Consider the following 21,785-nt stretch of genomic DNA (forward strand, 5'->3'; position numbering starts at 1 on the left):
AAATTAATATATCTACGAATTCAATAAAATTCAAAGGGAATTTGAATTTATCTCATTGCAAATGCAAAAGCGTTTATTGTTTAATCTTCTTAGAAAACTTCGAAATTCATCCTTATCATTCAAAATGAAGAGGTGCGTGGGACCATGGCTCATTCCGCGAAAATGATCGTGGACAAGGATTTCGTCATCGGCAAGGTAGACGACCGGCTGTACGGCTCTTTCATCGAGCATTTGGGGAGGGCGGTTTACGGGGGCATTTACGAGCCCGGACATCCGGCCGCCGATGAACGGGGATTTCGCAAGGACGTGCTCAAACTGGTGCGCGATCTCCGCGTCCCGATCGTCCGGTATCCGGGCGGCAATTTCGTATCGGGGTACGATTGGAAGGACGGAATCGGCCCCGTGGACAGCCGGCCAAGCCGGTTGGAGCTGGCCTGGCGGACGGTCGAGCCGAACCGTTTCGGCTTGAACGAATTCGCGGAATGGTCGAAAGCCGCCGGCTCCGACGTGATGTGGGCGATCAACCTCGGCACGCAAGGGCCGGAAGACGCCCGCCAAATCGTGGAGTACGCCAACCATCCGGCCGGCAGCTATTGGAGCGACCTCCGGGCCAGCCACGGCTACCGCGAACCCCATAACATCAAAACCTGGTGCCTGGGCAACGAAATGGACGGCCCTTGGCAGATCGGGCACAAAACGGCCGTCGAATACGGACGCGCAGCACTGGAGTCCGCGAAGGTCATGAAATGGGTGGATCCGTCCATCGAGCTCGTCGCCTGCGGAAGCTCGGCCCTCGGCATGTCCACGTTCGCCGAATGGGAAGCGACGGTGCTCGACCATACCTATGACCACGTGGAATACTTATCGCTGCACACCTACTACGGCAATCCGACGAACGATACGCCAACCTTCCTGGCGCGTTCCCTTCAGATGGACGATTTCATTCGAAGCGTGGCCGCCATCTGCGATTACGTCAAAGCGAAAAAACGCAGCAAAAAACGGATGTACCTGTCTTTCGACGAATGGAACGTTTGGTTCCACACGCACGAGTCCGACAAGAAAATCGAACCTTGGCAAATCGCACCTCCGCAGCTGGAGGACATCTATACGATGGAAGACGCGCTCGTCGTCGGATGCATGCTGATCAGCCTGCTGAAAAACGCGGACCGCGTGAAAATCGCCTGCCTGGCTCAGCTCGTCAACGTCATCGCGCCGATCATGACGGAGAACGGCGGGGCAGCCTGGGCGCAGACGATTTACTATCCGTTCATGCACGCCTCGCTGTACGGCCGCGGGAATGCGCTCGTACCGCTCGTTCAATCTCCGAAGTACGACACGACGGAGATTACCGACGTTCCCTACCTCGAATCCGTCGCCGTGTACAACGAAGAAACCGGCGATATCACGATTTTCGCGGTGAACCGCAGCCTGGACGAGGAACTGTCGTTCGAGGCCGACCTGCGAAGCTTCCCGGCTTGCACGGTGGTTGAGCACCTCGTGCTGGAGAACGTCGACCTGAAGGCCGTCAACACGGCGGCCACGCCCGGCCGCGTCGCTCCTCACGCGCAGGGGAACGCGAAATCGGACGGCTCGCGCGTCACCGCCCGGCTCGCCAAAACGTCGTGGAACGTCATCCGTTTGCGCACTCCGGTGTGAGCGTATTGAAAAATAAAGAAACCCTTGCGAGAAAAGCTCGCAAGGGTTTCTTTGCTTGTTGAGAGCGATTATTGAACGGCTTTCTTCCAGTCGGCGGCGAACTTCTCCATCCCTTGTTCGGTCAGCGGGTGTTTGGAGATTTGCTCGATGACGGAGAACGGAATCGTCGCGATATGCGCGCCGGCCATGGCCACGCGGGTGACGTGGTCAGGATGGCGGACGGAAGCCGCGATGATTTGCGCGTCCAGGTTGTGGATCCGGAACAGCTCGGCGACTTTGATGATCAGCTGCACGCCGTCTTCCGAGATGTCGTCCAAACGGCCGAGGAACGGAGAAACGTACGTGGCGCCGGCGCGGGCAGCCAGCAGCGCTTGGTTCACGGTGAAGATCAGCGTGACGTTCGTTTTGACGCCTTTCTTGCTCAGGTAACGGCATGCGGCCAAACCGGCCAGCGTCATCGGCAGCTTGATCGTGATGTTTTTGTCATAGTTGTTGATCTTGATCAGTTCTTCCGCTTGGGCGATCATTTGCTCCGCCGTCACCGCGTCGGGCGTGACTTCGGCGGATACGGATTCAACCTCGGGCACTTCACGCAGGATTTCCGCGATGCGGTCCTCGAATTTGACGCCTTCCTTCGCCACCAGCGAAGGGTTCGTCGTGACGCCGGACAAAACGCCGATCTCATAGGCTTTCTTGATGTCTGCCAGGTTCGCGGTATCGATGAAAATTTTCATGTATTAACGCCTCCGATTCAGGGATTGGAATGGAATGAGTTCGTAACCTTACTTGAGTAACTCTTTGGCTAAACGGACGACGTTCTGCACGGAGAAGCCGAAGTGCGCCATGACTTCATTACCCGGTCCGGACGCGCCGAACGTGTCGATCGACAACACTTTGCCTTCCCGTCCGGCATAGCGGTCCCAGCCGAGCGAGATGCCGGCTTCGATCGCGATCCGGCGGGATACGGACTCCGGAAGCACGCTGTTCCGGTAATCCTCCGGTTGGCGGTCGAACAGCTCCCGGCTCGGCATCGCGACGACGCGTACGGAGACGCCGTCTTTTTCGAGCTCCGCTTTGGCGCCCGCGGCCAGGGAGACCTCCGAACCGGTGCCGATGAGAATGACGTCCGGCTGCCCGTTCGTCTCCGTCAGGACGTAACCGCCTTTGGCGACGTTCGCGACGTTGGCTTTGGTTTCTTCGTAGATCGGCAGGTTCTGACGGCTCAGGATCAGGGCGACGGGACCTTCTTTATTCTGGATCGCGTACGCCCAAGCGCTGGAAGTTTCGTTCGCGTCGGTCGGACGGATCACGGTGAGACCCGGAATGGTGCGCAACGCGGCCAGATGCTCCACGGGCTCGTGCGTCGGGCCGTCTTCGCCGACCGCGATCGAGTCGTGCGTGAACACGTAGACGACAGGAAGCTTTTGCAGGGCTGCAAGACGGATAGACGGGCGCAAGTAATCGCTGAAGACGAAGAAGGTGCTGACGAACGGGATGACGCCGCCATGCAGCGCCATGCCGTTGCCGGCCGCGCCCATCGCGTGCTCGCGGACGCCGAAGTACACGTTGCGGCCCGCGAACGATTCGATGGCGAACTTCTGCTCCCCTTTGATGTCCGTCATCGTGGAGTGCGACAAGTCCGCGCTTCCTCCGAAAATGGCCGGTACGGTTTTCAGATAGTGGTTGATCGCTTCCCCGCTCGCGACGCGGGTGGAGACCGATTTGGCGGTATCGAACGTCAGAATATCGGCGGTTTCGACCGAGTAAGTGCCGTCAATCGCTTGCTCAAGCTCTTTGGCTTTCGCGGGATATTGAGTGGCGTACGAGGCGAGCAGCCGGTTCCATTCCTCTTCTTTAACCGCGCCTTGCCGTTTCAACTGCTCGAAATGGGCTTTGACCGGCTCCGGTACGGTGAACTCTTCTTCATGCTGCCAGCCATATACGGCCTTGGTGGCGATAGCCTCTTCTTTGCCGAGCGGATTCCCGTGCACTTTGTGCGTTCCTGCGGCTTTGCTGCCGTAGCCGATGATCGTGCGGACCTCGATCAGCGTCGGCTGCGAGTCGTGCGACTTGGCCTCCGCGATCGCGGCGGAGATGCTCGTAAGGTCGTTGCCGTCCTCCACCCGCAAATAGTGCCAATTCGCCGACTCCGCCCGTTTGCGCACATCTTCTCCGAAGCTCATGTTCAGATCGCCGTCCAGCGAGATGTCGTTGGAATCGTACAGCACGATCAATTTGCCCAGCTTCATGTGCCCGGCCATCGACATCGCTTCGTAGGAGATCCCCTCCATCAAGCAGCCGTCGCCGACGAGCGCGTACGTGTGATGGTCAACGACCGGAAAACCGTTCTCGTTGTATTTGGCCGCGAGATGGGCTTCGGCCATCGCCATTCCGACCGCCATCGCGATTCCTTGGCCCAGCGGACCGGTCGTTGCGTCCACGCCGTCGGTATGACCGTATTCCGGATGACCCGGCGTGCGGCTGTTCAGCTTGCGGAACTGCTTCAAATCGTCGAGGGTGACGTTGTAGCCGGAAAGATGAAGCAGGCTGTACAGAAGCGCGGAGCCGTGGCCGGCGGACAGGACGAACCGGTCGCGGTTAAACCATTTGGCATTGCCCGGATGATGGTTCAGGTGCGCGGACCACAGGGTGTACGCCATCGGCGCGGCTCCCATCGGAAGGCCCGGATGGCCGGAATTGGCCGCGTTGATCGCGTCGATCGAGAGCGTGCGGATCGTATCGACGGCGAGTTGGTCAATCGTTTGCGTGGTAGGCATACAGATCTCCTTTGCGTATTTCGGTTGGAATTTCCGGTTTGTCGTCGAACAGCCAGCGGAATCCGTCTTGCTCGGGGAGCGCGTCGGACTCCTGCGGTCCGTAAGAACCGGCAGCGTAGGGATGAAGAGGGACCAGGTTTTCCTCGAACGCGTCGAGGATCGGCTGCACCCATTTCCAGGACAATTCGATTTCGTCCCAATGCGCGAAGAACGTCGGGTCCCCGTTCCATGCGTCGTAAATCAGGTTCTCGTAAGCTTCGGGCGCGTCCTCTTGGCCGGCTTGAAGCGTGACCTGCAGCGGCTTGAACGTCCCATCGCCTTCGGAGTCTTTCTCGTTAAGGTGAAGGGTGATGCCTTCTTTCGGCCCGATCTCCACGACGAGAAGGTTCGGCGCCGCGCGTTCGGCATCTTTCGCCCATGGCGTCTTTAACGGTTCTTTGAACTCGAAAACGATCCGCGTGGATTTGTCCTTCATTTTCTTGCCCGTGCGCAAATAGAACGGAACCCCGCGCCAAACGCTGTTGTCGATGCGGAGCCGGGCGGCGATCAACGTGTCCGTCATGGAGCCGGGCGCGATTCCCGGTTCGGCAGCGTAGCCTTCGTATTGCCCCCGCACTACGTCGGCGGCGACGTTCTCCTTGGACAACGGCTCGAGCGCCTCCAACACCAGCTTCTTCTTGAAGCGGACTTTGTCGGGGGAGCTCGCGTGCGGCAATTGGATAGCGGCCATCATCAGCAGTTGAAGCAGATGGTTTTGGAACATATCCCTTACCGCTCCGGCGCGGTCATAATAGCCCGCCCGCTCCTCCACGCCGACCGATTCGTTCGCCGTGATCTGGACGTTGGAGATGTGCTGCCGGTTCCAGAGGGCGTGAATGGCCGGATTCGCCTGTTGCAGCGACTCCAGCTTCTGTACCATCGGTTTGCCGAGGTAATGGTCGATCCGGTATATTTCTTCTTCGGCGAACGACCGGCTCAGCTCCCGGTTCAGTTCCCGGGCCGACTGCAGGTCGCGTCCGAAAGGCTTTTCGATCACAAGGCGTTTCCAGCCTTCTTCGGAACCCAGCCCGCCTTCTTGAATATGGTTCGCGATGGTCGTGAAGTACTCCGGACCTACGGACAGGTAGAACAGCCGGTTCGGCGCGACGCCGAGCTCGGCTTCCCGGCTTTCGATCAGCTCCCGCAGCTTGCGGTAGTCCTCTTGGCGGTCGATGTCGAGTACGCTGTACCGGAAAGCGGCCGCAAACTTTTGGACGGCTTCCGGGTCGGCGGGTTTCCGCCTCGAAAACCGGTCAAGGGACTGACGGACGTTCGACTGGAAGGTGTCGTGGGACCATTCCCTTCTTCCAAGTCCGATAATGGAGAATGGCGAAGGAAGCTTCCCCTCGATGAACAAGTTATAAAGGGCGGGGTAGATTTTTCTTTTGGCCAAATCCCCCGTCGCCCCGAACAAAACGATCGTTGCGGATTCGATGATACTCTCCTCCTTTCGAGACTTTCTTGCGTGTTCTGGTTTCCGTTGCTTAATTTCACTATAATACGAATGACAGCCATATAAGTAATTAATATATTTATCAGGAGCCATAGACCGCATCTATGAACAATAACTACGAACTGTACAAGGTCTTCTATTGGGCGGCCAAAACGGGCAGTTTGACGCAGGCAGCCAAGGCGTTGTTCTTGACGCAGCCGAGCGTCAGCCACGCCATCAAGCAGCTGGAGGACAGTTTCGGCATCACGCTGTTTTACCGCAATGCGAAAGGCGTCTCGCTGACGCAGGAGGGCGCCGTCCTGTATTCCTACATCGAGCAAGCACAAGTGCTGATCGCGTTGGCGGAAGAAAACATGGCCGCGCTGAAACACCTCCACAGCGGCGAGCTACGGATCGGCGGCAGCGATTCGCTGTTCAAGCACTATTTGCTGCCGCATCTGGAGCAGTTCCACGACAAATATCCCGGCGTAAAGCTGTTCTTGAACCACGGCACGACGCCCGAGATCATCTCCTTCCTCAAGGAAGGCAAAATCGATCTCGGCGTCGTCCGGCTGCCGATCGTCGACCCGCAGCTGCAGGTGCGGGAAAGCTTCCAGCTGCAGGATTGCTTCGTGGCCGGCGCCAAGTATGCCCATCTGAAAAGCGAAACGCTGTCGTTGGAAAGATTGCTTGAGCACCCGATCATTCTGTTCTCCCGGAACAGCCGGGCCCGAATGGCCATTACCGAGTTGTTCCAAAGCTACGGCCATCAGATCAAACCGGAAATCGAAGTCGGCAGCGTCGACTTATTAATCGAGTTCGCCAAAAGGGGGCTCGGGATTTCTTACGTGACGAGGGAGTTCGTGTCCAAGGAGCTGGAGGAGGGGTCGCTGTTCGAAATCGCGCTGGACGTGCCTTTGCCGCCGTCGCGCGTAGGCATCATGACGATGCGGAACATGCCGCTTACGAGGGCGGCGAGCCGGTTTATGGAATCGGTGAAGTGAGCGGGGACGCCACCTGCAGAAAGAAAATAACGTTATGGCAAAGCGCTATTTACTCGGTGAAGCCCGGTGGTGTGTGCGATAAGACGCTGCAGTAACGCTATTGCTCGCCATTTCCGTGCTTCGACGGCGGTTTCGACAAATTAACGGGTTGGCACCACCCTATTTTCGAGAAAGGGTGCGCATCGGCGCCAATAAGGTGTTCCGAACACTTTAATGGCTGGGTGCTTAAAGGCAAGTCGCCCGGCAACAACAATAAATCCCGCTCAAACGAGCGGGATTTCGTCCGTTCCGATATTAAACGAAGTACTTGCGAATGAAATAGGTCGGCGTGCAGCTCCACGCATGGCAGTAGCTGTTGATCAGGTTGCTACCGTACGGGGAGTTTTTCTTGTCCTCGGGATTGTACACTTCCCAGAACGTATCCGCGCCGTCCCGCACCATTTCTCCCCAGTAAGCCCTCATTTGCTCCAGCGCCTTGTCGTTCCTTCCGGTCAAAATCAGCGCGTCGATGAGGTGATGGTACATGTAAGGGGTCATCGGGCGGATGTCCGGATTGACCGCGAACAGGCGATCGAGCAACTCTGCGTTCGCATCCTTCTCCAGCACTTCCGCCAACGCCATCCAGACTTGCGACGCCCACGAAACCTGACGGCCTTCGCCGCTGACGAAAAATCCTTGCTCGGCATCCCACAGGCGCTCCAGCGTCGCGGAAGTCACCTGATCGAGCGAACTCCGGATGCTGTCAGCCGCTTCCGTATCCCCCAGCCGTTCGGCGAGCGGCAAGCCCCGCTTCATGCAATAGATCAGCACGGCTTGAGCGGGCGCTTGCTTGTTCAGCTGCTCATGCCAATCCGTAAAGCACCACCAAGATGGATCGTCTTTCACGATGCCTCGGTCGTCCAGCCGTTCAAGCGAAATCCGGATCTGCTCCAAAGCAATCGGCCAAAGCTCACGAAGCGTCTCGAGATCTCCCGAAGCCTCTACATAGTCATACAGAGTGGCTACGAAGAACAGGGAATAATCATATAAGTATATATCGTCTCCCGCAGGCTCCGGTTTCTCGTAGACGCATGCGCCGACTTGCCCGCATTCCAGCCGAAGTCCCGCGAACAAATAAAGGCAGCGCTTGACCAGATCGAAGTTGTTGAACGTTTCGTAGTTGGCCAGCGCTTGAAGACGCAAATCGCCGATCCACAGCCGCCGGTCACGCTTCGGTCCGTCCTCGAACACGGTCTGCATGCAATCCTGCAGCGTCTTGACGGCCACCCGGTCCATGTCCCGCAAGTCCTGCGGCACCGAATCCGCCAGCGGAGCGACCTTGGAAACGTCCGCGGAGGTCACAGTCGTCACATGGATGTCGGGAAACACGACTTTGTATTTCCGAGCCGGAGTAATGAATTCCACCTTAAGGTAACGGAACGTATACCTGCGGGGAAGCGTGTAACTACCCGGCAAAATATCGAAGTTCATGATTTCGTCCTGCAGCCACGAGCGGTCGAGCCATCCGTCATATCCGTCGAAGTCCTCGGCCATCTCGCAGGGCATTTCCCCGAACGTCAGCTTAAGGCGGACGGGCGAATCCGCGCGGGCTTCGATGGAATCGAGCGATAGGGTCAAATAGCCGACCTGATGGTCCCCGAAATCGAGAATAAAGCTGTCTCCTTTGCTGAATCCCCGCTCCTTCAGATTATCTGCGGAGCCGGCGTCCTTCACCGCCCAGCCTTGGAACGCATCCGGATCCGCGACGACTTCCACCAACCGAACCGGGGTTACCGTATGTTCGGCCAGCTTGGGCAGCAGGCTTTCCGCCGTTAGAACAAAATGAGGGTTTATCATGGCTACAACTCCTGAGATGTCGTTTCTATTCATCGTAGCCCAGCGCACCCGGACGAACCAACTGCTGATTTTTTGGGTGAAGTCCGTTTTTTTCTGATTCGCTAAGGCAAATCGGAGGGGATCACTCCTTCCCCAACGATGCTTTCAACTGCCTCATGTATTCCTCGGGAGTAAACGAGGCGCGCATTACCAGCAATTGGGCGTTATCCCAGGCCAACGATTGCGTCCGGGCGTCGAAACGGGCCTCGAACCACAAAGCTCCCCTTTTGAGGTGATCCAGCCGGTCTTGGACCATCCGGGTGATCGGCGGAACCTCCGCGGGCATCCGTTCCACCCGGAATCCGGTGACCATGCCCATTTCCGTCATCGCTCGGTCCCCATAACGTTCGAAGACGTATTTCATCCAAGCGGCTACATCGGCATTATACGCTTCCTTGGAGAAAGAAGTGGTCAAGCCGGCGTTCACGGGATACTCGTCCAAGGTCCCCACCCCGCCGTCTACGAGCGGAATGCTGAAAAAGCCCGTGTTCTCCGCCCCGATCGCATTCACGGCCGGGTTGTTGAAATCGCGGACCGACCAGCTCCCGGAATAGAACATCGCCGCCTTGCCCTGCACGAACTGGCTAAACGATGTCCCGATACCCACTCCATTGACGTTCGGCCCGAAATAGCCTTTCAACCCCATTTTCTGCACGGTATCGGCCGCTTCGATGAATCCCGGACTCGTCAAATCCAGCTCGCCTCGGTCCACCCGTTCCATGGCATCCGGCCCCAGCTTGCGGATGACGTACGCGTTGATGAGCCGAGTGATCGGCCACTTGGCTTTGCCGGAAACGGCAAACGGCTGAATGCCGGCTTTCTGCAGCGTTTCAGCGGCATCCAGCATTTCGCCCCAGGTTTTCGGCTCTTTCAAACCGAACCGGGAGAATATTTTCTTGTTGTACCAGAACCCCTCGATATTCATCTCGAGCGGCAGCGCGTAAAGCCCTTCATCATTGACGTAGGCTTTCAACATGCGCACGGAAACGGGATTCAATTTGGCGTACAAGCCTAATTGCTTGAACGTGTCCTCCAGATTCAAGACGGCTCCGCTCCGAATCATGTCCAACAGGGGCTTGCCCGACTGGTAGTTGAACATGGCCGGCAAATCGTTGCTCGCCGCCAAAAGCTGGATTTTACCGGTAATGTCGACATCCTGCACGCCTTCGAACCGGTATTCGATTTCCGGGTGATCCCGCCCATATTCCTTGGCAAGCTCGCCGATGATTCTGGAGCTGCCCTGGTCCTCGCTGCTGGCCGACAAGTAGACAATCGTCGTCTTCGGCAGGGGGTTCGGCGCGTTCGCCTCGTTGTTGACGTCCGTGCACGATGCAAGGAGCATTCCGATCGCGCAGACGGCAATCCATCCCCGTAAACCTCTCATGATGGCGTTATTCCTCATGGTTCCATTATAACCGCAAAACCCGTCCATCATCTGGACGGGTTCCCGCGGATCAGCCTTTCACGCCGCCGACCGTCAAACCGCCGACGAAATACTTCTGTAGGGCAAGGAATGCGATGAGCAAAGGCAGCGCGCACAGAATGCAGGCCGCGAACAGAACGTTCCATTGCGCCGGGTTTTGCTGGTCTCCGAGGAAGCCCAGCATCGCTACCGGCAGCGGCGCGGCAAGCGCCTTGGTGATGAATACCATGTTGAAGAAGTAGTCATTCCAAATCCATACGCCTTGCGTGATGACGACGGATACCGTAACCGGCAGGATGAGCGGGAACACGATTTGCCAGAACCGCCGGAACAGCCCGGCACCGTCGATGTGGGCGGCTTCCTCGATTTCCTCGGGCACGCTGCTCCGGATGAAACCGGTGTACAGGAACGTCGAGAAAGGCAAGCTGCACGTAATGAACATCAGAATCGGCGTGTACTGGTTCATCGGGATTCCCATTCCTTTGATCATCTGGATGATCGGAATGAGCACCATTTGGCCGGGAACGACCAGCCCCGACAGGAAGAAAATATACAAGAACCGGCTGAGCCGGCTGCGGATGCGGGCCATCGGGTAAGCGGCCATCGCCGCGAGCAGCACGACGAAGAAGACGGATACGGCGGTCAGCACGAAGCTGTTCCACAGCGCGGTCGGAAAGTGCATGCGGGTATATGCCGAGCGGAAACTTTCCAGCGTGAACTCGTTAAACCAGTTCAGCGGATCGGTCATGTTCTGCGGCGAACGGAACGAGCTGGACAGCACGATCAGCAGCGGCACCAGGTTCAAGAACACGAGGGCGATAATCGCCAGGTGAGTAAACGATCTCTTCGCGACGGAACCGGAATTCATGCCGATACCTCCCGTCTATTCAAGGTAAACACGAACACGGCGGTAATGACGATAATGATCGCGAACGAAATGATGCCGAGTGCCGAGGCTTTTCCGAACAGCTGGTCGGTGAAGGCCATTTTGTAAATGGCGTAGATCAGCGTGTTCGTCGACGTACCCGGACCTCCGTTGGTCATGATGAACGGATAGTCGAAGGCTTTCAGGCCGTTGATGACGCTGAGCGTGACATTGATCGTGATCGAGGTGGCGAGCATCGGAATTTTAATGAACCGGACCAGCTTCCAGCGTCCCGCGCCGTCGATTTTGCCGGCTTCGATCAAATCTTGGGGCACGGTCTGAAGGCCGGCCAGGAAAATGATCGTGCTGGTGCCGATGTTTTTCCAAATATCCACCGCCATGATCGAAAAGAGGGCTTTCGAATAACTGCCGAGAAAATTGGTGTCGATCCCATGAATGCCGATCTTATGGAAGAAAGAGGCGATGAGTCCTTCGTCCGGCATGTAAACGTAACTCCAAATGAATCCGACTACGATCGCGCTGAACAGAGTCGGAAGATAGAAAGCCGAACGGTAAAGGCCTTTCGCTCGAATATTCGCGTTCAGGAGAAAAGCAAGCGCAAGGGCAATGATGTTGCCGAGCACGACGGTGATCAAGGTATAGACGAGCGTGTTGCGGATGGAGAGACCCAGGATTTCTTCATGGAACAACGTTTTGAAGTTGTCGAAGCCGACGTAATGGAACTTCTGAACGTAGCCGTTATAGTCGGTCACGCTGTATTGGAAAAGCTTCAGGATCGGAACGATCCAGAACAGGATGTAGAAGAGAAGGGCCGGCAGTACAAAGAAATACATCGTTTTTTTCATGACGGCGCTGTTCATGGTGCTTCTTCCTTTCCGGTAAAAATCGGATCAAGGGGGACGGACATCCCCCTTGATCCCTTCACGATCAGCCTTTATTCAATTCCGTATATTTGTCCTGCATCGCTTTCGTGACTTCTTCGGCCGTCGTTTTCTTGCCGCCGATGATTTCCGCGAACTTCGATTGCATGACGTCGCTCACGCCTGCCGGCCACATTTGGTTGCAGAAGTAGAACGCATGTCCCGTGCTTTGGATGTCGCTCAGCACGTCTTTGAAAATCTCGTTCTTCAACGGTACGCCGTTGAACACGCTGATGGAAGGGTTGGAATCGACCCATGCTTGGAACAGAGGAGACTTGCCGTCGTACATGTACTCGAAGATCTGCTTGGCGATGTCGAGATGCTCGGATTTCGCGTTGATCGCGTATCCGGCTGCGGTTGCCGCGGAAGCGTATACCGGCTGGCCGGCGTCGTTGCCCGGCAAGGAGAAGAATCCGCGATCGAATTCGGAAGCGCCTTTGGCCGTAACGCCCGGCAGATCCCAAGTGCCCGTGAAGATCATGGCCGCTTTGCCGTCAACGAACTGCTGGACGGCTTGCGCGCTGGCCATGCCGAGGGAGCCTTTCGCCACGTAACCTTTGTCGTAAAGCTCTTTGTACTGGTTGACCGTCTTGACCCATTTCGCGTCGGTGAGCGCCGTTTCGCCGGTCTGAAGCTTCTTGTCGAAGTCCTTGTCCGCCGGGTATACGGAGTTCGCCGCGAGTTGATACATGCCGAATTGGACGACCCACGGATCTTTATCGCCCATGGTGATCGGCGTAATGCCGGCTGCTTTCAGCTTCTCGGCCGCGGCCAGGAAGCTCGGCCAATCTTTCGGCACTTCGGTGATGCCGGCTTTGGCGAAGAGCGCCTTGTTGTAGTACGTTCCGAGGATATCCATGCCCTTCGCGACCGCGTAAGGCTTTCCTTCGTAGCTCATGTCGTTTTTGGCGGACGCGCTGACGTTGTTCCAGAAGCTCATATCGGACAGGTCGGCGGCGTAGCCTGCTTTGGCGACTTCGATCGCGCCCATGTTGGCCATGTTCGGGAACACCAGGAAGATATCCGGACCTTCGCCGGCGGCCAGCTTGGCCTTTACGGAAGTGTAATATTGCTCGTCGGGAAGCTTTTGGACTTCCAGGGTGACGTTCGGGAACTTTTCTTTGACCAGCTTAGGCAGCGTTTCGAGTTCGAAGTCGGCGCCGTTCGCGGCTTTCGCGCCGGATACGAGCATCGTCAGGGTGACGGGCTTGTCGGATGCGGAGCTCGCCGACGCGCTTGCCGATGGGCTCGCGGCGGAAGGGCTGCCGGATGCGTCCGAATTCGAATTGGAACTGCCGCATGCGCTCAAGGCGACCGTGAACAGCGAGGCCAACGCGATGCCGGCGATCTTGGATTTCCAGGACTTCATTCTTACTCCCCCTATAAGTTGTCGCTGTGTGCAGCGTTTACATGTTTCATTGTAAGTCCCTGTCCCTCGCCGGATAAGCGCATCATTTTTTGTATCGCCTCCGCATTTTTCAGGGCAAAAAAAAGGACCCGGGGGTCCTTTTCCGCATGGTCTCTATCCTGGAAGTCACTGCCGTTCCTCATCCAGTTCCCGCTGCAGTTCCTTCATGTATTGCTCGGGTGTGTAGGCGGCATTGGTCACGAGCAGCTGCGCATTGTTCCAAGCCGTAAGCTGGGCCCGCGTGTTGAACCTCGCTTCAAACCATAAAGCGCCTTTCTTCACGTGGTTGATCTTGTCCTGCACCATCTGCGTGAGCGGCGGCACGTCCGCGGGCATCGTCCGCACGTTGAAGCCCGTTACCATGCCGAGCTCGCTCATCGCGCGGTCTCCGTAACGCTCGAAAACATATTGCATCCACTGCCCCACTTCCGGACCGTAAGCCGACTGCGAGAACGTCGTGGTGAGTCCGGCATTGACCGGGTACTCATCCCGGGTCCCCTTGCCCCCGGGCACGAGCGGAATGCTGAAAAATCCGATTTTATCCGTCCCGATCTTATTTTGGGAAGGGTCGTTAAAAGCGCGCAGTTGCCAGCTTCCCATGTAGAACATCGCGGCTTTACCCTGCAGGAACATGTCCACGGAGGTCCCCATATCGATCGTGTTCACCCGCGAACCGAAGTATCCTCTCAGCCCCATATCCTGCACGGTAGCGGCCGCCTTCGCGAATCCGGGATCGGTCAGCTTCAGCGTGCCCTTGTCGACCCGCTCCATCGCGTCGGCCCCGAATTCCCGAATGGCGTAAGCATTGATCAGCCGCGTGATCGGCCATTTTTCCTTGCCGGCCACCGAGAAGGGCTGAATGCCCTCCCGCTTCAGCGTTTCGGCGATATTCAGCATGTCTTCCCAAGTCTCGGGTTCCTTCAGGCCGTATTTCGCGAAAATGTCCTTGTTGTACCAAAAGCCCTCGATGTTCAACTCCAGGGGAAGCGCATACAATCCTCTGCCGTCGACGTAGGCTTTCAACAGCTCGACCGCGGCCGGATTCAACCGGTCCCGAATGCCGAGCGCCGAGAAAGTCTGCTCCAGATCAAGCGCCGAATCGCTGTTGATGAGGTCCAGCAGCGGCTTTCCCGATTGATAGCTGAACAGGACCGGCAGGTCGTTGCTGGCGGCGAGCAGCTGCACGCGTTGGTTCAAATCGCTTTCGGCGACGTTTTCGAATTTGTACTGGACGTTCGGATGGGACGCTTGGTATTCCGCGGACAGCTCACCGATGATTTTGGAGCTGCCCTCGTTCTCCTTGTTGGAAGAAAGATATAAAATGACGGTTTCGTTCTCGGGTTCGGCCGGTTTCGCGATCGGCGCGGAGCCGCAGGAAGTGAGCAAAATCAGGAGAACGGCGGCCAGCGCCCGGCTGGATCTTCGTTTGGCTTTGGCCGCGCTCATGTTCCTCTCCCTCTCGAACGGAATTGTCCCGGCGTCATGCCGGTCTGCTTTTTGAACACCTCGGAAAAATGGCGGGCGTGGTAATACCCGACCTTCTCGCTGATTTCGTGGATCGGCATTTCCTCTTTCAAAAGCTCTTTCGCTTTCTCCATCCGGACCTTCGTCAAATACTTGATATAGGAAATGCCCATTTGCTCTTTGAACAGCAGGCTGAAATAGGTGGCGTTCATTTCCACGTGGTCGGCGACTTCCTGCTGCGTCAAATCGCGGCCGAAGTTGTCGCCGATGTAGGCGATCGCCTTCTCCACCGCGGAATGCTTGGACCTCTGCCTGACGCTGAGGATCCAATCCATGATCTTCTCCATCTCCCGGCGAAGCCAGCCCGCCATCTCATCCAGCGTCTGCATGCTTCGCAGTTCCATCTGCGGCAGATAGCCGGGCCCCATGATCTCCGCCGTGTTTCCACCGGTCTCTTTCGCCACCTCGAAGCCGTGGAACACCGTTTTCAGCAGCTCGACTTCCGCGATCTCCGGATCCAGCTTTTCGTTTCGGAACTCCTCTAAATACTCGTCCAACTTCCGCATCAGGCCGTCTTTATCCCCTACGCGCATGTCGAACAGGACGGCTTCTTCTCTTTCCGACAATTGGGGATTCACCGAATGGCTGTCCCCGAGATCCTCGAAACGGATCCAGCCCTTCCCTTCCAAGTACCGGCCGTATCGCAGCGCGCGGAGCGCCTCACGGTAGCTTTTCGGGATATCACCAACAGAGGAATAGGTTCGGCCCGAACCGACCGCTGACGACTGCCACGACGACAGCTCGGTTTCCCAGACGTCCGTCACCGAATCCAAATGGAACAGCACAGCCAGTGATTCGGAACCGTTGCTTGCGTAAACCGTACGATATTCCGCCCGGCCGTCCAAACGGAAGTCTTCGTCCGAATAAGCCAGCACGGTGACGCCGGCCACCCGGTCCGCATCCCCACCGAAAACCGCCGCCCACTCCCCGGTCGCCTCCTCGCCCTTCAGCAGCAGATCCAGTGTCCGCTTCTCCAGCAATCCCTGCTGCCACTTTTGTTTCAGCGAGCTCATTTCGTTCATTTCGTGGATCCGATCCACCGCTTTCTGAATGCCTTCCCGGATCTTCACGATCGTGATCGGCTTCTCGAGATAGTCCACGACCCCGAGCTTGATCGCCCGCTTCACGTAATCGTATTCGTTATAGCCGCTGAACACGATGCACATCGTGTCCGGGGCTTCCGACCGGATCGCTTCGATTAACTGGAGGCCGTCCATGCCGGGCATTCGGATATCCGTCATGACGATATCGGGACGCAGCTTGCGGAACGTCTCCAGTGCCGATAAGCCGTCCGCCGCCGTACCGGCCAGCTCCACTCCGTATTCCGACCAATCGATCAGCTTCGTCAATCCCTTGAGAACAATGAATTCATCGTCGAATACGACCGCTTTCAGCATGGCGGCTCACTCCTCCTTCTTCTCCGAGTAGGGAAAACGAAGCTCGATCGAAGTCCCTTCATTCGGCCGGCTGCGGATCGTGAACGAACTTGCGGGACCGTAATAGAGCGCCAACCTTTCCCGAACGTTCCTCATGCCGTAGCCCTGCTCCGTCTTCCCGATATCCTCCATGCCCATGCCGTCGTCGGTCACGGTGAAAACGAGGAACTCCCCATCCCTGCGTCCGGTTAACCGGACCGTGCCTTCCCCGACCTTCGGCTCTAACCCATGATAGATCGCGTTCTCCACGAGGGGCTGCAAAAGCAGCTTCATGATCTCGTATCCCATGATGTCCGGATCGACTTCCTCGACATACTGGAAGCGGTTGTCGTACCTCAGGTTCTGGATGATCATATAGTGCTCGATATGCTTCAATTCCTTGAACACCGGGATCGTTTCTTTGCCTTTGTTCAAACTGAGCTTGAAGCTTTCCGACAAGGACAGCGCCATCTGGGCGATGTCCGCTTTGTCCTCCAGGAGAGACATCCAATAAATCGAATCGAGCGTGTTGTACAGGAAGTGCGGCTTGATCTGCGCCTGGAGCGACCGCAGCTCCGCTTCCTTCTCCTTCAGCTCGGATTGCAGGAGCCGCTCGCTCAATTGCTGGTTTTCCAGCGTCATCTTCTGGAACGTTTGGGCGATGACGCCGACCTCGTCGGCGGCGAACGCCTCGTTCGTCTCTCCCGACGGATTGCCCTTCGCCCAATCCACGATCATCTTTTTCAACTGCAGCAGCGGACGCGTGATCGTCCCGGATACGAAATAGGACACCAGCAAAGCGATGCCCGCGATGAACGCCGCGATCAGCATCGTGATCGTTCCGATCCGGTCCGATTGCTTGAGCAGCGCTTTCGTATCGACGAAGTGGACGAACATCCACCCGCTCGTCGAGTTTCGGTACAAGCTGTAAATGTACCCGGCTTTGCTGAAGTGCGCCAGCGTCGCGTCCAAACTCGTGCCGATACCGACGCTTTCGGTGAGATCGGGCCGGTAATCGTACACGACGATCGGCTGCCCGCCGCCCGGATCCAGCACGAGGAAACCGCTCTGCTCGGTCTCGTTGATGACTTGCTGGAAGATCGATTTTCGAATATTGATCACGAGCAAGCCGATCATGTCGCCGCTCAGCCGGTTAGGGTCCCTCAGCAGCTTCACGCTCGAAAAAGAACTCCCGGCCGTCGATTCCTCCAGCACGTTGTAGCCGAAAAAAACCTCTTTCCCTTTCGCGGCCAGCGTTTTGGCGTACCAGTCCGTGCCGGCGATCTTCGCGCGGGTTTCATCCGTCCCGTATTTGCCTGCTTGCTCCGACCGTCCATAGCAGACGGAACGGAAATGGCGGTCGAACAGGCAGATGGAATCGATATCTTGCGTATCGAACAGATTGGACACGACGATGTTCTGAAGCCGGTTCGCGGTTCTAACGTCCAGCACGGCTTCATTGCCGCTATCCGCTGCGCCGCTCTGGTACAGCTCCTGTCTCAATTCGTCGCTCGACAGGATGATCCGGTTCATGTTGATGATGTTCCGCAGCAGCAGATCCGCGACTTCGCTCGACGTCTTCAGATGTGTCTGGTTCGTTTCGATATGGTTCTGTACCAGCGTTTCCTTGGCAATATTGAATGAGATATATCCCAGGACGAATAGAGGCGGAAGCGATACCAAGATCATCGCCAGCAAAAAACGGCTCCGGATCCTGGGTTTACGAACGTAAATGACGAAATCGCGCAGCCATTTTCCCATGACGTACTTCCTTTGACGGATGGATTTTCAACCTTCCCGAGAGGATAAAACAAAAATCCCCAAGCCGCCAGAGCCTTCATTTGGCAGATCAGGGAATCGTCGATATCTCCGCATGGACTATCATGATCTTATTATGAGGGTTGTATGCCGCCAACGTCAGTTCCGCATTTTTCGGAAAACTGCCGCATTTTTCAGGTGTCGGCATGAGGATAAAAAATCAAGGGACCCGAAGGTCCCTTGACCGGATGACATCTTATTTCAGTTTAATGCTGTCCACGCGAACGTTGCCTTCGCGGAAGACGAGGAACAGGTTCTGCACGCCTTTCGGTTTCGCGGCCAGGTCGGCCGTCACTTCCGTATAGCCCAATTCATTCGCGGTCTGTCCGCCGCCGATGCCATAGGAAACGGGCGAGGTTTGGCCGAATGCGGCGGTGCCGAGGAGCGTGCCGGAAGGAGAACCGGCATGGACTTCGACGGAGCCCGCAGCGTTCGGGGTGGCGACGCGGAGCGCGATTTGTTTCACTCCGTTCAGGTCGACTTTCGGGATGCCGACGAAATCGCCTTCCCCGGTCGAAGTAACGGCGTAGTATTGCCCTTTGTAGATGGCGGTTCTCGCTTTGGACACTTCCGTGCCGATGACGCCATTGCTGGCGAAGGTATGCTCCCACACGTTCGCTTCGGTATTTTTGCCGAGCGTGCCGATGGTGTCGCCCTTCACGTCCATGACCGACTTCAGCAGGACGTTATCGGAAGAGCGGCCCACCAGGAGATCATAAGCGCCGGATTCCACCGCGTTTTTCTGCTTGTTGACGTCCCAAACCGCGAAATCGGAAGGCTGAACCGTCAATGTGACGTTTACCGTCTGGCCCGGTTTCACGTTTTTGATCCGTTTGAACGCGACCAGCTTTTGTTTCGGAGCATATTCGCCGTAGGCCGAATTCCGGGCATGAACGTAAAGCTGCGCGACTTCGTCGCTCGTCGTCTTGCCCGTGTTCGTGACGGTGAACTTCACGTCGAACGGCTTGTTGGACGGGATCGACTTCGGTACGTTCAAATTGCCGTATTCGAAGTTCGCGTAAGTCAGGCCGTAACCGAAAGCATAAGTCGGCTTCACGTCCGAGTACAGGTACGTCAATCCGGTTTGGATCGGGTCCGCGATGGACATATCCACCGTGTAGCCCGGGTCGACTTCGGCTTGCTCCGATGCCGACAGCTTCGGAAGCGAGCTCATGTCTTTCAGCCAAGTGCCCGTCAGCCGTCCGGCCGGCGCGTAATCGCCGAACAAGGCTTCGGCCAGCGCTTTGTTGCCGTACTGTCCGCCGTAAGAACTGTACATAATGGACGCGACGTTCTTATCGTCTTGAATGTCCTGCACGGCGAGCGGATAGTCGGAGTTGATGACGACGATCGTTTTGCCCGGGAATTGCGCCGCGGTATTGTGCACCAACTTCGCCTGGTCGGCTGCGAGAGATAGATCCGAGCGGTCCACGCCTTCCCCGGCCACGATTTTCGGACCCGCCCCGACGACGACGATCGCGTAATCGTTGGATTTTGCCAGCTCGGAAGCTTTCGCTCCGGGCTCTTGCAGCACGACTTCCGAGAACGAGGAAGCCTTCGGATCCGCGGATTGCTTGAGCTGTGCCGGCGTCGTGCTTGCCACCAGGGCATTGCCGTCATTGACCGAGAAGTAATACCCTTGGGTCAACATCGACTTCTGGAACGGAACGGGGCTGGAGAAGCTCCATGCGGGAAGCGCGCCCGTCCGGATCCGTTTCCGTCCGTCCGCGGTCGTTTCGTAGCTGAAATACGGCGGGAAGTTGGTCGCGAACATGTTCAGTTCGAAACCTCCGCCCCAGGATTCGGAAAGCCGATCGATTGCCGTGTTCGAAACTTTGGCTTTATCGCCGGAAGCATCCGCGCTTCCGCTTCCCGCGATCCATTTGCCGTTGGCCAGCGACTTGAAGCTGTACGCGCGGTTGCCCCAATCGAGCACTTGGAACGTCTCGTTCGGGCCGACTTTGTCGGCATCTGCCGTCAGTTGGCTGCCGTTTCCGGATGCGGCGGATACGTACTTGCCCGTCTTGTCCGATTGGAGCGCGATCGTTTTCGCTCCGGCATCGTAAGCGACTTTATCGGAGCCGATGAGCTGCCGGATGGCAGCCAGGGGAGACAGGCCCGCGCCGTCGAGCTTCGGCGTGGCCGAACCGTAAATGTCCTTCAGTCGGGCGTCCGCCAGCGTACCCAGGACCGCCACGTTGGAGGATTTCGAGAGAGGCAGCACGCCGCCTTCGTTCTTCAAGAGGACGAGCCCTTCGCGCGCCGCCTCCAGGGCGACATCTTGATGGCTGGCCGTCGTGGCGTCCGTCTTTTGGCCTTCAACGGTTAAGTTTGCATATGGATAGCCGGTGGGCTGGCCCTTGTCGTCTTTCTTGTTGAAGTAACCGACCCGGACCCACAGCTCGACCTGAGGACGGACCAACTCCCGCAGGTTCAGGATGTTGACGCCGTGAATTTTATGAAGAACCGCGTTTTTGTAGTTGTCCGCGGTCGGGCTTCCCGGCGCTCCCGTGGCGCTGGAGTTGTTCATGTGCGAGCCGGCGAGGATGAGCAGCGCCGCGAGATGGTCGTTATCCGGCACGTAGGATTTGTCGTATCCGTTGCCGTATTGCGTCACCGCCAATCCGTCTCCGTTGAAGTCGGAAACGTTGAAGAGCGAAAACGGGGATTTCAGCTCCGCCTTGATCAGTTCGGGCGAAACGGCTCCAGGCACGCCGTTCAACGTGGCATAGGAGCTCATGACGCCCTGCACGGAACCGTTCGAAATCGCCTTCAGGAAGCCGGGGAGCTGATACTCGTTCAGCCCGCGGACGCCCGTGTAATAATTGCCCGTGTTCCGGTTCCACTCCGAGTTATAGGTCATGAAATGCTTCGTGCCGAGCTGTACCTTCAGGTAGAACGGGTCGTCCCCCACGATTCCGCGGGCCATGCTGTCCGCCAGTACGCCCGTCAGGTATGGATCCTCGGCGAAGCCCTCTTCGTAACGGCCGCTCAGCGGATTGATCCGCACGTCCGCAATGGCGGAAAACATGAGAGGATTCGCGTTATCCAATCCGACTTCGCTTCTTTTCTCGTCGCCGAGCACGGAGCCGACCTGCTTGATCAGGTCCTGGTCCCACGTTTGGCCCAGTTGGTTCGTCACCGGCATGTCGGTGGACACCCCATGCACGTTATCGGAACCGCCGACAGCGCCCGGAGGCAGCAGGTATCCGGTTCCGTACAACGTCACCCGCGACTCCGCCGCCGTTTTCTGTGCCGCATAGTAGGCGAGGTCGTCCAAATTCATGTGATCCAAAACGTCGTTCACGAACGGCCTTAAATCCTTCGGATTCCCGCTGAAGACGGGAACGATTCCTTCCGCCGAAACCTTCCCCGTCCCGGCGAAGGCTGGGAGCGCGGACACGCCGATCAGCGCGGCAAGCGCCGCTGTCATGACGCGTTTTCCGAAAGTCGTCGATTTCCTCAATCCCACTGACATGATTCGTAACTACCTCCTTGACATGACTGAACTTGGTCGGTTCGCCACCTCCAATGGTAAGCGCTTCCTCGTGTGTTTTTAAGACACCCATTTTTTTGATTTGCACCTCATTTTTTGGTTGATCCTTTCT

At 57.1% G+C, this 21,785-nt stretch carries 14 protein-coding genes; 2 read left to right on the plus strand and 12 right to left on the minus strand.

What is annotated here, in order from left to right:
- The first annotated feature begins 144 nt into the window (after positions 1 to 144).
- On the plus strand, positions 145 to 1,656 hold the full coding sequence (arfA, locus tag EAV92_RS14605; protein WP_123041787.1) for an arabinosylfuranosidase ArfA: 1,512 nt from the start codon (positions 145 to 147) through the stop codon (positions 1,654 to 1,656).
- Between the two features lie 68 nt (positions 1,657 to 1,724).
- On the opposite strand, the gene fsa is transcribed toward arfA, so the two are convergent.
- From fsa to zwf, 3 genes are read right to left on the minus strand one after another with little or no spacing between them, the layout of a single operon-like run.
- A complete protein-coding gene (gene fsa / locus EAV92_RS14610) occupies positions 1,725 to 2,390 on the minus strand; it encodes a fructose-6-phosphate aldolase (protein ID WP_123041788.1) in 666 nt (221 codons plus the stop codon).
- 48 nt (positions 2,391 to 2,438) lie between these two features.
- On the minus strand, positions 2,439 to 4,433 hold the full coding sequence (tkt, locus tag EAV92_RS14615) for a transketolase (RefSeq protein ID WP_123041789.1): 1,995 nt from the start codon (positions 4,431 to 4,433) through the stop codon (positions 2,439 to 2,441).
- Positions 4,411 to 5,907: a glucose-6-phosphate dehydrogenase gene (gene zwf / locus EAV92_RS14620; RefSeq protein ID WP_123043740.1), complete on the minus strand. Its 1,497-nt coding sequence runs from the start codon at positions 5,905 to 5,907 to the stop codon at positions 4,411 to 4,413. Before zwf ends, tkt begins: the two co-directional genes overlap by 23 nt.
- Before the next feature lie 122 nt (positions 5,908 to 6,029).
- On the opposite strand from zwf, the gene EAV92_RS14625 reads away from it, so the two are divergent.
- The gene (locus EAV92_RS14625; RefSeq protein WP_123041790.1) at positions 6,030 to 6,908 is read left to right on the plus strand and encodes a LysR family transcriptional regulator; all 879 of its coding nucleotides are present in this window, start codon (positions 6,030 to 6,032) and stop codon (positions 6,906 to 6,908) included.
- Positions 6,909 to 7,202: 294 nt separating this feature from the next.
- On the opposite strand, the gene EAV92_RS14630 is transcribed toward EAV92_RS14625, so the two are convergent.
- From EAV92_RS14630 to EAV92_RS14670, 9 genes are all read right to left on the minus strand, one after another.
- Positions 7,203 to 8,744 (minus strand): alpha-L-rhamnosidase-related protein, encoded by a 1,542-nt coding sequence (locus tag EAV92_RS14630; RefSeq protein WP_123041791.1) that lies wholly within the window; start codon positions 8,742 to 8,744, stop codon positions 7,203 to 7,205.
- 121 nt (positions 8,745 to 8,865) lie between these two features.
- The gene (locus EAV92_RS14635) at positions 8,866 to 10,167 is read right to left on the minus strand and encodes an ABC transporter substrate-binding protein (protein ID WP_164472785.1); all 1,302 of its coding nucleotides are present in this window, start codon (positions 10,165 to 10,167) and stop codon (positions 8,866 to 8,868) included.
- A gap of 70 nt (positions 10,168 to 10,237) precedes the next feature.
- Positions 10,238 to 11,074 carry a carbohydrate ABC transporter permease gene (locus EAV92_RS14640; protein ID WP_123041793.1) on the minus strand — a complete coding sequence of 279 codons (837 nt, stop codon included), beginning with the start codon at positions 11,072 to 11,074 and terminating at the stop codon, positions 10,238 to 10,240.
- Entirely contained in the window at positions 11,071 to 11,952 is an 882-nt protein-coding gene (locus EAV92_RS14645) for a carbohydrate ABC transporter permease (RefSeq protein ID WP_123041794.1), read from the minus strand. The genes EAV92_RS14640 and EAV92_RS14645 overlap by 4 nt, the downstream gene beginning before the upstream one ends.
- Before the next feature lie 67 nt (positions 11,953 to 12,019).
- Complete coding sequence (locus tag EAV92_RS14650) at positions 12,020 to 13,381, minus strand: ABC transporter substrate-binding protein (protein ID WP_123041795.1); 1,362 nt, start codon at positions 13,379 to 13,381, stop codon at positions 12,020 to 12,022.
- 165 nt (positions 13,382 to 13,546) lie between these two features.
- Complete coding sequence (locus tag EAV92_RS14655) at positions 13,547 to 14,866, minus strand: ABC transporter substrate-binding protein (RefSeq protein WP_123041796.1); 1,320 nt, start codon at positions 14,864 to 14,866, stop codon at positions 13,547 to 13,549.
- Positions 14,863 to 16,341 (minus strand): response regulator transcription factor, encoded by a 1,479-nt coding sequence (locus EAV92_RS14660; RefSeq protein ID WP_123041797.1) that lies wholly within the window; start codon positions 16,339 to 16,341, stop codon positions 14,863 to 14,865. Before EAV92_RS14660 ends, EAV92_RS14655 begins: the two co-directional genes overlap by 4 nt.
- 6 nt (positions 16,342 to 16,347) lie before the next feature.
- Positions 16,348 to 18,120, minus strand: coding sequence for a cache domain-containing sensor histidine kinase (locus EAV92_RS14665; protein WP_123041798.1), 1,773 nt, complete (start codon positions 18,118 to 18,120; stop codon positions 16,348 to 16,350).
- Positions 18,121 to 18,373: 253 nt separating this feature from the next.
- Positions 18,374 to 21,655: a glycoside hydrolase family 3 protein gene (locus EAV92_RS14670; protein ID WP_123041799.1), complete on the minus strand. Its 3,282-nt coding sequence runs from the start codon at positions 21,653 to 21,655 to the stop codon at positions 18,374 to 18,376.
- Positions 21,656 to 21,785 lie beyond the last annotated feature (130 nt).

Origin of the sequence: Cohnella candidum, from assembly GCF_003713065.1 — a bacterium.
Lineage (GTDB): Bacteria > Bacillota > Bacilli > Paenibacillales > Paenibacillaceae > Cohnella > Cohnella candidum.